14 protein-coding genes are annotated in these 14,769 nt (G+C 47.5%); 8 read left to right on the forward strand and 6 right to left on the reverse strand.

The annotated features are described in order from the left end of the window. The 5 genes from SPICA_RS02740 to SPICA_RS02760 all read left to right on the forward strand — a co-directional run bounded on the left by SPICA_RS02740 (position 1) and on the right by SPICA_RS02760 (position 6,071). Positions 1 to 1,614, forward strand: coding sequence for a sugar ABC transporter ATP-binding protein (locus SPICA_RS02740; protein ID WP_013968012.1), 1,614 nt, complete (start codon positions 1 to 3; stop codon positions 1,612 to 1,614). Next, the gene (locus tag SPICA_RS02745) at positions 1,607 to 2,659 is read left to right on the forward strand and encodes an ABC transporter permease subunit (protein WP_013968013.1); all 1,053 of its coding nucleotides are present in this window, start codon (positions 1,607 to 1,609) and stop codon (positions 2,657 to 2,659) included. Before SPICA_RS02740 ends, SPICA_RS02745 begins: the two co-directional genes overlap by 8 nt. Continuing rightward, positions 2,656 to 3,765: an ABC transporter permease subunit gene (locus tag SPICA_RS02750; RefSeq protein ID WP_013968014.1), complete on the forward strand. Its 1,110-nt coding sequence runs from the start codon at positions 2,656 to 2,658 to the stop codon at positions 3,763 to 3,765. Before SPICA_RS02745 ends, SPICA_RS02750 begins: the two co-directional genes overlap by 4 nt. Continuing rightward, positions 3,762 to 4,256, forward strand: a complete 495-nt coding sequence (locus SPICA_RS02755; RefSeq protein WP_013968015.1) for a DUF6672 family protein — start codon at positions 3,762 to 3,764, stop codon at positions 4,254 to 4,256. Before SPICA_RS02750 ends, SPICA_RS02755 begins: the two co-directional genes overlap by 4 nt. A 150-nt stretch (positions 4,257 to 4,406) precedes the next feature. Then, the gene (locus SPICA_RS02760) at positions 4,407 to 6,071 is read left to right on the forward strand and encodes a Na/Pi cotransporter family protein (protein ID WP_013968016.1); all 1,665 of its coding nucleotides are present in this window, start codon (positions 4,407 to 4,409) and stop codon (positions 6,069 to 6,071) included. Between the two features lie 61 nt (positions 6,072 to 6,132). Here SPICA_RS02760 and SPICA_RS02765 read toward each other — a convergent pair whose 3' ends face one another. Then, the gene (locus SPICA_RS02765) at positions 6,133 to 6,816 is read right to left on the reverse strand and encodes an MBL fold metallo-hydrolase (RefSeq protein WP_013968017.1); all 684 of its coding nucleotides are present in this window, start codon (positions 6,814 to 6,816) and stop codon (positions 6,133 to 6,135) included. On the opposite strand from SPICA_RS02765, the gene SPICA_RS02770 reads away from it, so the two are divergent. Then, a complete protein-coding gene (locus SPICA_RS02770; RefSeq protein ID WP_041396121.1) occupies positions 6,810 to 7,769 on the forward strand; it encodes a hypothetical protein in 960 nt (319 codons plus the stop codon). The two genes, SPICA_RS02765 and SPICA_RS02770, sit on opposite strands and share 7 nt — an antisense overlap. On the opposite strand, the gene SPICA_RS02775 is transcribed toward SPICA_RS02770, so the two are convergent. Then, on the reverse strand, positions 7,758 to 8,384 hold the full coding sequence (locus tag SPICA_RS02775; protein ID WP_013968019.1) for a DbpA RNA binding domain-containing protein: 627 nt from the start codon (positions 8,382 to 8,384) through the stop codon (positions 7,758 to 7,760). The two genes, SPICA_RS02770 and SPICA_RS02775, sit on opposite strands and share 12 nt — an antisense overlap. Before the next feature lie 56 nt (positions 8,385 to 8,440). Further along, complete coding sequence (locus tag SPICA_RS14635) at positions 8,441 to 9,361, reverse strand: GNAT family N-acetyltransferase (RefSeq protein WP_013968020.1); 921 nt, start codon at positions 9,359 to 9,361, stop codon at positions 8,441 to 8,443. 107 nt (positions 9,362 to 9,468) lie between these two features. On the opposite strand from SPICA_RS14635, the gene eno reads away from it, so the two are divergent. Then, positions 9,469 to 10,767, forward strand: coding sequence for a phosphopyruvate hydratase (gene eno / locus SPICA_RS02785; protein ID WP_013968021.1), 1,299 nt, complete (start codon positions 9,469 to 9,471; stop codon positions 10,765 to 10,767). Positions 10,768 to 10,899: 132 nt separating this feature from the next. On the opposite strand, the gene SPICA_RS02790 is transcribed toward eno, so the two are convergent. From SPICA_RS02790 to SPICA_RS02800, 3 genes are read right to left on the reverse strand one after another with little or no spacing between them, the layout of a single operon-like run. Then, a complete protein-coding gene (locus SPICA_RS02790) occupies positions 10,900 to 11,430 on the reverse strand; it encodes a chromate transporter (RefSeq protein WP_013968022.1) in 531 nt (176 codons plus the stop codon). Further along, positions 11,412 to 11,987 carry a chromate transporter gene (locus tag SPICA_RS02795; RefSeq protein ID WP_013968023.1) on the reverse strand — a complete coding sequence of 192 codons (576 nt, stop codon included), beginning with the start codon at positions 11,985 to 11,987 and terminating at the stop codon, positions 11,412 to 11,414. Before SPICA_RS02795 ends, SPICA_RS02790 begins: the two co-directional genes overlap by 19 nt. A 37-nt stretch (positions 11,988 to 12,024) precedes the next feature. Then, positions 12,025 to 13,755, reverse strand: coding sequence for a sensor histidine kinase (locus SPICA_RS02800; protein ID WP_013968024.1), 1,731 nt, complete (start codon positions 13,753 to 13,755; stop codon positions 12,025 to 12,027). Between the two features lie 80 nt (positions 13,756 to 13,835). Here SPICA_RS02800 and SPICA_RS02805 point away from each other — a divergent pair, with 80 nt between their 5' ends. Further along, positions 13,836 to 14,738 carry a prenyltransferase gene (locus tag SPICA_RS02805; RefSeq protein ID WP_013968025.1) on the forward strand — a complete coding sequence of 301 codons (903 nt, stop codon included), beginning with the start codon at positions 13,836 to 13,838 and terminating at the stop codon, positions 14,736 to 14,738. Positions 14,739 to 14,769 lie beyond the last annotated feature (31 nt).

The raw sequence follows: 14,769 nt of genomic DNA on the forward strand, positions 1-14,769 counted from the left end.
ATGGGACAGAGTGGTCCTCTTTTGTCGGTAAAAAACGTTTCCAAGGAATTCTATGGAAATGTGGTGTTGCAGGATGTCAGTTTTGACCTGCACGAAGGCGAAATCCTTGGCCTGGTAGGTGAAAACGGGGCGGGAAAAACAACCCTCATGCGGATCCTATTCGGCATGCCGGTGATTGCAGAAACCGGCGGCTTTAAGGGTACCATAGAGATTGATGGAAAGGCGGTGAATTTTGCAAGCCCCTTTGATGCCCTGGATGCGGGCATCGGGATGGTTCACCAGGAATTCAGCCTTATCCCCGGTTTTACCACCACAGAAAACATTGTGTTGAACCGAGAATCCATGCGGCCCAGTCTTCTGAATGAAGTCTTTGGCGATCGGATGAGTATTCTGGACCGGACGCTGATGCGTCAGCGGTCCGAATCGGCAATTTCCAAGCTGGGGGTTACCCTGGACCCGGATATGCTCGTTTCTGAAATGCCCGTGGGGCACAAGCAGTTTACCGAGATTGCCCGGGAAATAAGCCGGGAACATTCCCGTATCCTGGTGTTGGATGAACCTACGGCGGTACTTACCGAAAGTGAAGCCCAGGTTCTGCTGGCTTCTCTGAAGCGGCTTGCCTCGGAAGGGGTAGCCATTATTTTTATTTCCCACCGTTTGCAGGAAGTGCTGGACCTGGCTGACCGGGTGGTGGTGTTGCGGGATGGCCTTGTGGTAAAGGACAGCCCCACCAAAGGGCTTTCCATTCGGGATATTGCTTCCTGGATGGTGGGCCGTTCGGTAAGCGGTGAGACCGAATCGCAGGATAGTAACCGCAACTTGGGAGAGCCGATTCTTTCGGTGGAGCACCTTTGGGTGGATATGCCCGGCGAGACCGTTCGGGATGTGTCCTTTACGGTGCATCGGGGAGAAATTTTCGGAATCGGCGGCCTCGCGGGTCAGGGCAAACTGGGGGTCCCTAATGGCATTATGGGCCTTTACCCTGCCGGCGGTGCGGTCCGTCTGGAAGATAAGGTGCTTCCCCTCAATGACCCCGCTGGAGCCCTTAGGGCCGGCATGGCCTTTGTATCGGAGGACCGCCGGGGAGTAGGGCTCCTTTTGGATGAGAGCCTCGACTGGAATATAGCCTTTACGGCGATGCAAACCCATGGCCAGTATCTTAAGCCGCTCCTGGGCGGGCTTATCAGGCTGCGGGATGAAAGGGCCATGGCCGCCCTATGCCAGGAATACATCAACCTGTTGGATATTAAATGTACCAGTCATAAACAAAAGGCCCGGGAACTTTCCGGGGGTAACCAGCAGAAGGTCTGCCTCGCCAAGGCCTTTGCCTTAAAGCCTCAGGTGCTCTTTGTGTCAGAACCCACCCGGGGTATTGATATTGGAGCAAAAAAGCTCGTGCTGGATACCCTTCGCCGCTATAACCGGGACTATGGAACGACCATCATTATGGTTTCCAGCGAGCTGGAGGAACTGCGGTCGGTGTGTGACCGGATTGCCATTGTTGATGAGGGCCGTATAGCGGGTATTTTGCCGGCTCACCAGGATTCCGCCGATTTTGGTCTTCTTATGGCTGGGCAGACTGTAACTGAATCAATGGAGGCGTCCCGTGAATAACGTGAATACTATAAAAACCTTTATTCAAGATTTTGGCTGGCCCCGCATCATCATCTTTTTCTTCCTAGTATCCCTCTTTGTACTCGCCCCTGTGGTGGGTGTCCGGTTGGATGCTTCCATTTCTGATGTGATGAATCGGTTTGGCCAATATGCGATTCTTGTCCTGGCTTTGGTTCCGATGATCCAATCCGGGGCGGGTTTGAACTTCGGCCTCGCCTTGGGGATTGTGGCGGGGCTCCTGGGTTCTACCCTGTCGCTCCAGCTGGAACTGCGGGGCTTTATGGGCTTTTTCGGCGCCATAGGGCTCGCCACTCCCTTTGCGGTAGTTTTTGGCTACCTGTACGGAAAACTGCTCAACAAGGTTAAGGGCGAGGAAATGACCATAGCCATGTATGTTGGTTTCTCTTTTGTCATGCTCATGTGCATTATGTGGCTCATTCTTCCCTATAACAATCCAACCATGGTGTGGGGCTATGCGGGCAAGGGCTTACGGACAACCATTTCAGTGGAAGGGTATTGGCTTAAAATACTGAACAATTTTCTCGCCATAAAGGTGGGCGAGTTCTTTGTGTTCCCCACGGGGCTCCTCTTGTTTGTGGCCCTCTGCGCCTTCCTTATGTGGGTCTTTCTGAAAACAAAAACCGGTACTGCCATGACCGCCGTAGGGTCTAACCCGGATTTTGCCCGGGCTTCCGGTATCAGCGCAGACCGGATGCGGCTTATTTCGGTCATTATTTCTACCTTTTTAGGTGCGGTGGGCATCATTGTGTACCAGCAGAGCTTCGGCTTTATCCAACTGTATACGGCCCCCAACCCCATGGTGTTCCCCGCTGTGGCCGCCATATTGATTGGGGGCGCTACCATAAATAAAGCAAATATTATCAATGTGATGGTGGGGACCTTCCTCTTTCAGGGGCTCCTAACCATGACCGCTTCGGTCATCAACTCGATACTCCAAACCGATATGTCCGAGGTAATCCGTATGATTGTATCCAACGGGATGATTCTCTACGCCCTGACCCGTAAAACAAAGGTGTCCAAATGAGTACCAATAAAAACCTGTCTAAATTCTTTTCTGAATATGCGGTGGTCATCATCTTTGTGGTGCTGACCTTGGCTTCTATTGTGCCTTCAGGGCTGTCGATACCCTATATTGTACAGGAAGTGATTACCCGCCTTGGCCGGAATTCCTTCCTGGTTATCGCCTTGCTTCTCCCCATTTATGCCGGTATGGGGCTGAACTTCGCCATGACCCTGGGGGCCATGGCAGGGCAGATTGGCCTTATCTTTGCGGTTGACTGGGGTGTGGCTGGCTGGCAGGGCTTGGTATTTGCCCTCCTTGTGGGGCTTCCTATTTCGGTGCTCTTAGGCTGGATTACCGGTTCGGTGATGAATAAGGCAAAGGGCCGGGAAATGGTAACCGGTTATATCCTCGCCTTCTTTATTAACGGTATTTATCAGTTCTTCGTGCTCTATGTGATGGGCTCCCTCATCCCTATGCGGAATCCCGCCATTGTCCTTTCCCGGGGTTATGGTATACGAAATACCCTTAACCTTGAGTCGGTCCGGCAATCCCTGGATACCCTTTTTATGCTCCGGATCGGGCCCTTTGCCATTCCGGTGCTTACCTTTATCGTGATTTTCCTCCTCTGCCTTTTTATTGTCTGGTTTAAGCGGACCAAATTGGGTCAGGATATGCGGGCCGTTGGTCAGGATATGGCCGTAGCCAGTGCGGCAGGGATTGATGTAGAAAAAACCCGGATCATTGCCATTATTATTTCCACGGTGTTGGCCTGCGGCGGTCAGATTATCTTTTTACAGAACATGGGAAACCTGGCCACCTACAATGCCCATGACCAGACGGGGTTCTTTGCGGTGGCGGCATTGCTCGTGGGGGGTGCATCGGTTACCCATGCAAATATCCCCAATGTGTTCATCGGGGTTATCCTTTTGCATGCCATGTTCATTGTGTCGCCCCTGGCAGGCCAGAAGCTGTTTGGCTCCGCCATGATCGGCGAATACTTTAGGCAATTTATCGGCTACGGTGTTATCGCCCTGTCTCTGGTTCTGTATGCCTGGAAATCCCGGCGGGCTGTAGAAGATCAACGGTCCCAGTTACGGCAGGGTACTACCGTGGGAGGTGCCAAATGAAGCGGATCATCATCCGTTCGGCCTTGGGTCTTTTGTATGTACTCCTTTTAGTGCTGATGCTGGTGACGGGAAAGCGCCATACGATTCTTATTGATAATAAGGCCGATCCCAATGGTGCCTTTGGGGCGATAAATGGTATGTCCGTGCAGATTGATGCCCTAGAAGCGGCTGAATATTACCCCGGTGACCGGGACAAGGCGGTGGTTAAGGGCCAGCGGCACCGGATTAGGGTAGAGCTTTTTGATGATGAAAAGGTTATTGAGCGGGATTTCAGGATACCCCTGAACCAGGACATGGTGCTTCTGTCGGTTCCAAAAATGCTTGCCGGCATTGAACCTTTTATTGAACCCTTTACGGTGCAGCTGGAACAGGCGAGCATGGACCAAACTGCAGCTCAGAACGAGAGACACCAGCAATTTGGCTCCGATGCGGAGGGGCTCCCCCTGGATATGAACACTCCTGCCCAGCCGGCGCCCGCAGCAAATCCCTAAGGTAAAGCCCTCATCATAGCTTTTGGGTTTTTAGCAACCTTTCTCAGCCTGGGGCCCTCAGGCGGAGGGCCAGCTGGCAGCCTAGGCGTAGCGCCCCAGGTGCGGGCCCCTGTTCACAGAGTGTTAAAAATCAGTTAGTATTTTGTTACTATGGTTTATATCGATATCGCATTGCGTATTCTGGGAAGTCTGGGGCTCTTCCTCTTTGGCATGAAAATAATGAGTGAGGGTATTCAGAAAACCGCCGGAGACCGGCTCCAGCGAATTCTTAATTTCATGACCGGCAACCGGTTCATGGCGGTTTTTACTGGGTTTGCAATCACAGTATTGATCCAGTCTTCCTCAGCCACCACAGTTATGGTTGTTTCCTTTGTCAATGCGGGCTTGCTCAGCCTCTTTCAATCTATCGGTGTCATCATGGGTGCCAACATTGGTACCACCGTTACCGCCTGGATTGTCTCCCTCATCGGTTTTAAGATGAACGTCAGTGCCCTGGCGCTCCCGGCGATTGGTATTGGCTTTGTGTTGTACATGGCTATTAAATGGGGCTTTAAGGATCAGGGAGAAGCCATCCTTGGTTTCGGGCTTCTCTTTCTCGGTCTTGATTTCCTGACAAAATCGCTTCCAAAAATTGACCACGAATCGATAGCTTTTATTGCTTCGGTTTCCAATCTGGGCTTCTTAACGGAGATGATTGGGGCCGCTGTCGGTCTGGGTATTACCCTCATCGTCCATTCTTCCAGTGCGTCTACTGCTATTGTTATTACCATGGCCTTTAATGGGATGATCGATTTTCCCATGGCAGCGGCGATGATTCTGGGGGCCAATATTGGTACCACGGTGGATGCGCTCCTGGCATCTATCGGTGCTAAAGCTGTGGCAAAACGGGCTGCCTTGGTTCATGTACTCTTTAATGTTATTGGTTCTGTATGGGCCCTCGCTGTTTTTGAGCCCTTCTTGTTTTTAATTGATATGATCACCCCAGGGGATCCTTCCGGGGCGGCTATAACAACCCATCTGGCCATGCTCCATACGGTTTTTAATACCATCAATACAATTCTCTTTCTTCCCTTTGTAAAACCCTTCGAAAAACTGGTGACCCTGCTGGTAAAAGAGGATCCTGCAGAAGTACAGCCCGTATACCGGCTTTCGTATACTGCCGCTTCCATACAGGAAACGCCGGAACTGCAGATTCCCCGGGCGGAAAAGGAAATCCAGGATCTGGCATCCCTGGTCCATACTATGTTTGAACAATTTCAGACAGCCCTGCATGCAAAACATGGGGGTACTGTTGATGATATCGTAGAACAGTTGAAGCAAAAAGAAGATTATGCAGACCAGATGCGGGAACAGATCAGCCGCTTCCTGATCGAATGTACCCGGGCCCAGCTGAGTCCCCGTTCTGAAGAACGGGTAAATCAGCTGTTGCGGATTGTAGCAGACCTAGAAGATATGACCGATGATTGCTACAGTCTGAGCTTAACCTTGCAGCGAAGCTACCATAAAAAAATGGAGTTTAACCGGAAGGAACTGGATTCCCTGGAACCTTACATTCTCCTGGTTCGGGATTTCCTTGCCTTTGTACGGGAACACCTGGGTAAGCCCCTCTTGCAGGATGATCTGGAACATGCGAAGACTTTGGAAGAAAAGATTGACCAATTCCGGAGTAAGCTGAAAAAACTGGCCCGGAAAAATATAGAAAGCGGTGCAGATGTTAAAACAGAACTGCTCTATATCGATCTGATCCGCCGGATCGAAAAATTGGGAGATTATTCTTACAGTATCACCGAATCTTTAAGCCATTTGCCTGCTTAAATAGAGAGGTTTTAGAAGAGCTTCAGGGGGCATTGTCCCGGTGCTTATGGGTTTTGGCGGACTACAGCCAGCCCTGCCGGGGCCGCTCCTGTTCAATTCGGGTATCGCCCCCATGGCCGCTGTAAACCCGGATGTGTCCCGGCAGGCTGAAGAGCCGTCTCAGGCTGGCTTGTAGGGCCACTTCGTCCCCTCCCGGCAAATCTGTTCTGCCTACCCCACCTGCAAAGAGGGTGTCCCCAGAAAAAAGAATCCCCTTCTGTTCATCAAAATAAGCAACTGAACCTGGTGTGTGTCCCGGGAGATGGAGCACCTGAAAGGGACCGATGCGGTCTCCCTCTTCGAGAATTCTTGTTGGTTCAGGGAACTGGGCTGGGAAACGGTCCAGAAAGGCAAGGCCTCCAACCCCGGCCAGATCCCGCCGGTGCCGTATTAAGGCTGTGTTACCAAGGTAATCCTTATCCATCCGGTGAATAGCTATCGTAAGGGCTATTTGTTGTTCCCCATAATGGCGTGCCAGTTCGGGTATGGCGAGGATATGGTCAAAGTGCCCATGGGTGCACAGAATAAGTTGGGGAACTACTTTAAGAGCGTTTAACCGTGCTATAATTGCTGAGGCATCCGCTCCCGGATCTATTAAAATGACAGTCTTTTGTTTAGTGGTGGTGTCAATTTCGTCGGTTTCTATAATATAACAGTTGGTAGCGATGGGGCCTACCACGATGGAATGTACTTTGTAGTGTGGCATGGAGGAATAGTACCCTGAGAATCCAGGATTTTCTAGCCATTGCGGGCCTTGCCTTGTTTTGGTATTTAATTGTTCCGCTTATTGGTGCTTTTAGGGTTCAACGATATTGGCGGCAGTTTAGAGCCCGTTTTTTAACTTTACAGAAGATGCCTTTATTAAACTACCAACTTTCTTGTCTAAGAACAGAAGAACCTTCTCTGTATCGCTGTATTGGTTCAATAGAAGCGGTGAATGATAAGGGGTTTCTCTGGGTGCGAAATGAGGATGTAACTGTAGCTGTATCTATGAATTGGGCTCAGATTTTTCTGGTTCCTCCAGAAGGTTCACAGGATGGTTTTCTGCAGAGACTACAGTGGACTCGGTTCCCTCTCGTATTCGAAGATTCTAAGGTTTATATTCTTGGACCTTATTGCACTAACTTAGAAGGTTCTTACTTTTGTAGTACAAAGGATGAGCCCCTCATTGTGTTACTATTCGACGGAGATGAACAGGATGTAATCTTCAGAGTGATGAAAGCAGCTCGTCAACCAAATGAGTACTGGAATAGTATCACCTCATATAGTCTTGCCCTTGGTATGCTTTCACAGCTTCTGATAACAATGTGTTATAGTGGACGCCCAGCTCTAAGGTTTTTTGTTTTGGTTGCATTGACTGCAGCTTTTATCCCGATTCTTCCCCTTTTACCACCGGGGGTGCTTTTTACATCGATATATCGGCGATGGTGGCGAAAAGCTCGGCAGTATCGTTCTAACAGGGATATATATGAGTTACAAAAACAAATACCACCATTACATCACGTTGATTATGTGGCTGAGTCTTTAATTGGTAAAGATATTCAGTTTTATCAAAACCGAAGCCTCCTGCTCGTGCTATATGCTGTCATAGCAGTAGGCTTCGGTATTATGGTTAATATGATTATTGTATTTTTTGTGTTACAGAATCTATTCCTCTGATCCTGTTTTGTCCATTAGTGTTTTATCTATACTATTAAAAGCTGTGATTGACTTTTCAGAGGAGGAGTTCTCTTCGTTTCGAGTCCGGGCATGATTTACCGTAATCGATCTTCCTTTAAAAATCTTGCCGTTCAGAGCAGTTATAATGGCATCTGCCCATTCTTTTCGAACTTGCACAAAAGAATAGTTGTCTAAAATTCTAATCAGTCCGATATCCTCTTTTTTAATATCAATTTCGGATAAGATGAGTGATAGGATTTCCCGTGGAAATACGTGGCGATTACGGCCGACACTTATAAAAATACGAGCCGATTCTTCCTCTGGGAGGTTTTGTTTCTTCTGCTCATCCTCGGTGAATGATTCGGTTCTCAAGGGACTGTGATTTTTTAAGAGGGGGCCTCGGTTTTTCGTATAGGATCTGCGGCCTTTCCTCTTACCTTCCACCGCCTGCTGAATTAAGTATGCGGCAATATAGGACCGCATAAAAAAGGGTACTTGTTTACGAAAGACTGAACGATATTGGTTTAATACCTCTGGATTTCCATTTTGTTTTATGGAATCTATAACTGTTGTAAGAAAAGCTTTTACATCTTCTTCATTCGTAAAAGGAGGCATACAATTTTTTTCTCCTTATTCTATTTTATTGGTTAAGTGTTGCATATTGTATCGTTTTACTCAAGGCCTTTATTAATCGTATAAAGATATTGAGTCTCATAGATTTCAAAACCAGATCTATACAAGACCCTGGAAAAACCATCATAAAGGGAAGGCAAACTGATCTGTACATAGCGAATATCCCTATTTTTGTCTTTAATATAGTGAAGGAGCTGTATAAGTAAAGATTCAGCAAGACCAAGACCTCTATATTCGGTATAAATTTCAAGGGCTTCAATGTTAAGAAGCTCCTTATGTTGATAAGCGGAAATATAGCCTGCGAAATCTCCCCGGTTTGTTTCTGCTACAAAACTGATATCTCCAGGAAACTGCCATGTTGGGCACGATTGTCTTAATATAATATCCGGCATGGGGCCGCCCTTATTCCGTTCGAAATGAGTTTGCAATTCAACGATACATTCATGATGAAGTTTTCGGGCCTGTTCCTCATCTTGAACTGTTCCAGGACGGAATCGGAAATCTTCCAAAATTAGGTCTTCCGTCTCCTCTGGTTCTTCTCCAATACGTTCAAGACCCCATTCTTCCCGTAGCGCATTATACCAGTCCAGGACTGCCCGTTTCATTTCTCGTTCCTTAAAAGTATACCAGAGACGCTCAATGGCTGGATGGTTCGTAAGGGTATCTTTAAAAGCACGAAACACTCCTCGGCCTCGATCTAAGGCATTAGCCAGCTCGGTTTTCACGAGGGGATTTCGCAAAATAGTAGTGAATTTTTCCATTAATCTAAACCCGTCATTAGAGGTCCATTCAGGAATAGGGATATACCGCTCATCGTCCTCGCCGTCCCCGCCATTTTCTTCTATTTCTTCCAAGGTAGAGATAACCCCTTCCTGGGTGTCCAAGAGAAATTCCCCATCCTGGTCTTCCATTGCAAAAAGTATTTGGTCGAGTAGTGCTTCATCTAAATCGAACTGCATCAATCTATAGTAAAATTTTATAGTAGAACACGTCAAGTTTTTTGAATGGTTGACAGAGAGGCCTACTTTCTAGACAATTAGAGAAACTTTTATAGAAGGAGTATGATATGAGTATCATTGAATATGTTGAGGCCCGGGAGATCCTGGATTCCCGCGGTAACCCCACCGTCGAGGTAGATGTTGTTCTTGAAGATGGAACCATGGGACGTGCCGCGGTACCATCTGGTGCTTCTACCGGCGAAAACGAAGCTGTTGAACTGCGGGATGGAGACAAGTCCCGGTATATGGGGAAGGGTGTTCAGAAGGCTGTAGAAAATGTAAACAACATCATCGCCGCTGAAATCCAGGGTCTCGATGCACTGGAACAGGTTGACATTGACCGGACCATGATCGAACTCGATGGTACTGAAAACAAGAGCAAGCTGGGTGCTAATGCCATTCTCGGTGTTTCTATGGCAGTTGCCCGGGCTGCGGCTAACTATCTGGATATTCCCCTCTATCGGTATCTGGGTTCATTCCATGCCAATCTCCTTCCGGTTCCCATGGCTAATATCATCAACGGTGGTAAACATGCGGACAATAAGGTTGACTTCCAGGAATTCATGGTTATGCCCGTGGGTGCCCAGTCTATCCGGGAAGCGGTTCGCTGGACCGCCGAAGTGTTCCACACCCTGAAAAAACTCTTAAAGGATGCGGGCAAGAACACCGCTGTTGGGGATGAAGGTGGTTTTGCCCCCGATATTGCCAACGAAGAAGCACTGGGCTTTATCATGAAGGCCATTGAGAAGGCTGGTTACAAGCCCGGTGAACAGATTGCTATCGCCCTGGATGCTGCTGCCAGTGAGCTCTTTGAAGAAGGCGGCAAAAAGGGCTACAAGTTCTGGAAATCCAATCCAGACAAGCTCTTTACCAGCGATGAAATGATCGAACTCTACACGAAATGGGTTAACAATTACCCCATCATTTCTCTGGAAGATCCCCTGGATCAGAATGACTGGGATGGTTATGTAAAGATTACCCAGGCTCTGGGCAAGAAGGTTCAGATTGTTGGGGATGACCTCTTTGTTACCAACAAGAAATACCTCGAAAAGGGTATTAAGCTTGGTGCTTGTAACTCCATCCTGATTAAGGTTAACCAGATTGGTACGGTTACCGAAACCTACGAAACTGTCGAAATGGCAAAACGGGCTGGATACACCGCTGTTGTTTCCCACCGTTCCGGAGAAACCGAAGACAGCTTCATCGCTGACCTGGTTGTAGCCCTCGAAACCGGCCAGATCAAGACCGGATCCATGAGCCGGACCGACCGGATCTGCAAGTACAACCAGCTGATGCGGATCGAGGACATGTTGGAAGGTGTTTCCGAATACGCCGGCCGTAATGCCTTCTACAGCATCCGGAAGTAGCTGGTAGATGGCCCGGTAATCTGATCCTAGCCAGAAATCTGCGGGTTTTCTAGCTTTGCTGGCGAACCGGGGTCAACTGCCTGTAAGGGGGCGCTTCTTAAAACTGACAACGTTTTGAGAGGCGCTTTTTTTTTATTTTTCCCAGAGTGATCGGATTACCGGTCCCAAAAAAGCATTACAAAAACCTGCTCCCAAAATAGCCCAAAGGCTGTTTATTTTGGTAAAAGCCCCAATATAAAAGGTGATAAGAGCAAACAGGAGCAATAAAGGATCTGCCGAAGCCGGCCGCAGCACCCAGAGGGTCATGAGCATCATCGCGAGGCTTCCTGTTTTTAATGCCCCCTGTAGTTGTAATTGGTTCAGGGTAATCCGGCTTGCTAAAAGGGTCGTTAGGGCAATCATGATGACCGGGAAGGTAACCACCGACAGGGTAGCTAGGAGGGCAGTAAAGAATCCCCCGTGATACCAGCCCACCATGGTGGCCGCATTCAGGGCAATGGGGCCTGGGGTAGATTGGGCGATGGCGATGAGGGATCGGAAGCTTTCTTCATCAACCCAATGAGGCACGACCGCATTTTTGATAATTCCGACGGTAGACCAGCCGCCACCAAAGGCAATAATGCCAATTTTAAAAAAGGTCCAAATTACTTCGAGGGTTTCCATAGCCCCTCCAGAATGTACATGCTGGCAATACCTCCCAAGAGAATTGGTAGACTATAGCGGGGAAATAGAACCAAAATGATGGTCAGGACAGTTAACTCAAGGATTCGTATCAGTTGTTGCCTGCCGGTCATATCTATAAAAAGACGTTTTCCGTTTTTCCAAACCATTGCCGCGACAATACCTGGAACCACTGCACCGGCTCCTTCGAGAAATCGCTTTACTATCGGCAATGAGCCATAGATAGTAAGCAGTCTGCTTACAAGAATAATGACAAGAAAGGGGGGTAATATAACACCAAAAAAGGCAGCTGCGGCGCCCCAAAAGCCGCAGAGTCTGATACCTACGAGTAGTGAGGTTGAAAGGGCAAGGGGCCCGGGATATGCCTGGGCTTGGGCGAAAATATCATAATAGGTTTCTTCATCCATCCAGCCTCGTTTTTCTAGGCTATTCCCGATAACTGGTATAATGACATAACCGCCACCGAGGGTAATGGTGTTAATCCATGCAAAGAGCCAAAAAAGAGAAATCGCATGAGGTTGTGAGTTGATCCGCTTCATGAGAATAGATTGTCCTAAAAAGCTTATCGTATCAAGACTATATAGGTGGGTGGGGAAAGTCCAGAATAAAGCGGGCTCCTTCATTATTCTCCCAGCGCAGGGTTCCACCCAGTTGTTCTGCAAGTCCTATAGCTAATTGTATCCCCAAGCCCTTCGATGTAGCAAAGGAAAAATCATCAGGGAAACCGGGCCCTGAATCACTGAATTCGAGATGGACCTGGGTCACTTGACGTGTCAAAATCAGCGTGAATCGGGAAGGTTGTTCCGATGAAAGACCGTGTTTCAGACTGTTCATGACAAGTTCATTGAGTAAGAGTCCAAAGGTAATCGCTGTATCCACCGGGGCAAGAATTGCTTCGGTTTGAAAATCTAATGAGATGGGAAAATTCGTCCCTTTAATATTGATAAGCAGTCCAATAATTTCACGGGCATACATCGCTAAATCGATACAACCCTGGGTTGTTGTTTCATAGAGCATTTGGTGAACCAATGACATGGAGGTAATGCGGCTTTCAATGGCTTCCTTGAAGGCTTCTATATTCTCACAATTGACACTTTCCAGATTGATAAGGCTTTGTATGAGCTGAAAATCATTTTTTACCCGGTGGTGTACTTCTTTTATGAGCAGTGTTTTTTCCTGAATTGCCTTCTGCAAGGCTGTATCATATTCCTGCTGTTTACGGTTTTGATCTTGCAGCGTTGTGTACATTGAATAGAGTGCCTTCTGAATAATTCCCAAGTCTTTGGTAGGATCTGGTTCAATTTTCGGAAATGTTTCCTGTTCATGGCTAATAAACCTTGTAAAATCGATAAGGGCAGAAAGTCTATGACCAAAGAGGCTTTTATAACTAAGCCGGGTAAGCAGAATAGCCAATCCCATAGTACCAAGAATTAAGGCTAATTCCTGATACAGGATAGGTAGCACTCTGTCCATGATAACCTGATAAGGAATACCGTATACCACATACATATAGGGTTGTTCATCAGGGACTAGTTTTAATTTTGCATAGGCATAGAAGCGTTTTATCCCATCGGAACCGCTCATTAAAAACACATCCCGTTCTTTACCTTGCAGCATTCGTTCCCATACTTCATATTTTATTGGTTTTCCAAGAGGGTTTGTTGCACTGGGGGGATAATAGAAAAGCCGGGTCCCATAGCGATCCACAATTCCCAAGACGGTATCTTTTGAAATGGTAAGCTCCTTGATATAGGTTTCATATGAACTGAGTTTGTAGGTTGCAGCGATAGCTCCAATCAATGCTCCCTGTTCTGAAATGATTGGATATGCATAGGAAAATGATGGGGTGTTTTCTACCAGTCCAACGATATAGGAGCCGGGGGAAAAGCGGGCATTTCGCAGGACTGCTTCGATATGAGGCCGCCCTTTCAGACTTACTCCCGGTTCAAGCCTCGAAGAAGCCATTATTACTCCTTGTGCATTGAGGGCGGTAAAATTTAAATATGCATTATTCTGAGCGTGTATGTTTTGTAGTATGGGCTTCATGGCAATGGTATTGAGCTCTTTAAATTCTGGGAGGGCCGCCAATGTGGCTAGCATTTGGCGGGTAGATTCGGTGATGCTGTACTGAAATTGGGCAATACTATTGGCCTGGTTCAGGGCTTCTTGGGCTGTAATCGTTTCCCACTGATGAGCTCGTTTGTTCTCGGAAATACTAATAATGATAAGGGCTGGAATAAGTGATATGAGGACGATATAGTACTGCGCTTTCTGTATGGAGATAAAAATCCCCTTTCTACTTTTCATCGTTTCCTTTAATTCTAAGGGCACAGCCTCAAAAAGTCCAATAATTGCATAAGTGCTTCATTATATAGTACAGTACTATTATGACCTTTACACAATTTTCTGGAATCGTGGAATTACGTACTAAGATTGTTAGTTTATCAACCTACATTATTAGTTTACTTTATAGCATCTATGTGGCTGGAACCGTATCACCCCTTTTAGCTGTTCTGGTACTGACTGCAGCTCTGGCGGTCGACATGGGCACCACCGGTTTTAACAGTTATTTTGACTGGTACCGCAATGTGGATGACCCCCGGTTTAATCGGGAATCGGCTAAGGTTATTATACATGAAGGGGTTTCCCCTGGCTCAGCCCTGCTGGTCAGTATCCTTTGTTATGTGGTTGCTTGTATGTTGGGGGGTATCATTATCTTAATGACTGGCCCTCTGGTCCTGATTTTAGGATCCCTGTCCTTACTGGTAGGTTTTTTTTATAGCGGTGGAAGCCGGCCTATTTCATCAACCCCCTGGGGAGAACTCTTTGCTGGTGGCTTTTTAGGATTTGTGTTTTTTATTATTAACTATTATATTTTAACAGGGCGATTGGACCAGCCAGCCCTTCTGGTAGCCATTCCCCAAAGCCTTGCCATAGCAGCGATTCTTTCAGTCAATAATGCCTGTGATATGGTTGGGGATCGGGCGGCAGGTCGTAGGACCATGGCCATAGTGCTCGGAGTAAAGGGAGCCCAATTGTTAGTGTATATTGAAGGGCTTGTAGGATTACTAATGCTGGCCTTTTTAGCCTACCGCAATATTCTTCCGCAGCTTTCGTTGTACTTAACACTGCCAGCCCTCATTTTAATACTTACGGAATATGCAAAGATGCATCAGCGGGGGTATTCTCATGATACCAAAGGCCCCAACATGCAAAGCATTTCCAAGATATTTATCCTCCAGAGCCTGGTTTATATTGGAGGACTCCTTGAGGCAATACTCTTTGTGTAATTCCCTTTAAGGTGCCTTTACAGATTCATAC

The organism is Gracilinema caldarium DSM 7334, assembly GCF_000219725.1.
Lineage (GTDB): Bacteria > Spirochaetota > Spirochaetia > Treponematales > Breznakiellaceae > Gracilinema > Gracilinema caldarium.

Bases quoted from the DNA above. Each gene is read 5' to 3' on its own strand.
- SPICA_RS02790 (WP_013968022.1), bottom strand. From the start codon at position 11,430: ATGGAAACCCTCGAAGTAATTTGGACCTTTTTTAAAATTGGCATTATT.
- SPICA_RS02750 (WP_013968014.1), top strand. From the start codon at position 2,656: ATGAGTACCAATAAAAACCTGTCTAAATTCTTTTCTGAATATGCGGTG.
- SPICA_RS02755 (WP_013968015.1), top strand. From the start codon at position 3,762: ATGAAGCGGATCATCATCCGTTCGGCCTTGGGTCTTTTGTATGTACTC.
- SPICA_RS02765 (WP_013968017.1), bottom strand. From the start codon at position 6,816: ATGCCACACTACAAAGTACATTCCATCGTGGTAGGCCCCATCGCTACC.
- SPICA_RS02740 (WP_013968012.1), top strand. From the start codon at position 1: ATGGGACAGAGTGGTCCTCTTTTGTCGGTAAAAAACGTTTCCAAGGAA.
- SPICA_RS02805 (WP_013968025.1), top strand. From the start codon at position 13,836: ATGACCTTTACACAATTTTCTGGAATCGTGGAATTACGTACTAAGATT.
- SPICA_RS02775 (WP_013968019.1), bottom strand. From the start codon at position 8,384: ATGCCTCCTTTTACGAATGAAGAAGATGTAAAAGCTTTTCTTACAACA.
- SPICA_RS02795 (WP_013968023.1), bottom strand. From the start codon at position 11,987: ATGAAGCGGATCAACTCACAACCTCATGCGATTTCTCTTTTTTGGCTC.
- eno (WP_013968021.1), top strand. From the start codon at position 9,469: ATGAGTATCATTGAATATGTTGAGGCCCGGGAGATCCTGGATTCCCGC.
- SPICA_RS02760 (WP_013968016.1), top strand. From the start codon at position 4,407: ATGGTTTATATCGATATCGCATTGCGTATTCTGGGAAGTCTGGGGCTC.
- SPICA_RS02800 (WP_013968024.1), bottom strand. From the start codon at position 13,755: ATGAAAAGTAGAAAGGGGATTTTTATCTCCATACAGAAAGCGCAGTAC.
- SPICA_RS14635 (WP_013968020.1), bottom strand. From the start codon at position 9,361: ATGCAGTTCGATTTAGATGAAGCACTACTCGACCAAATACTTTTTGCA.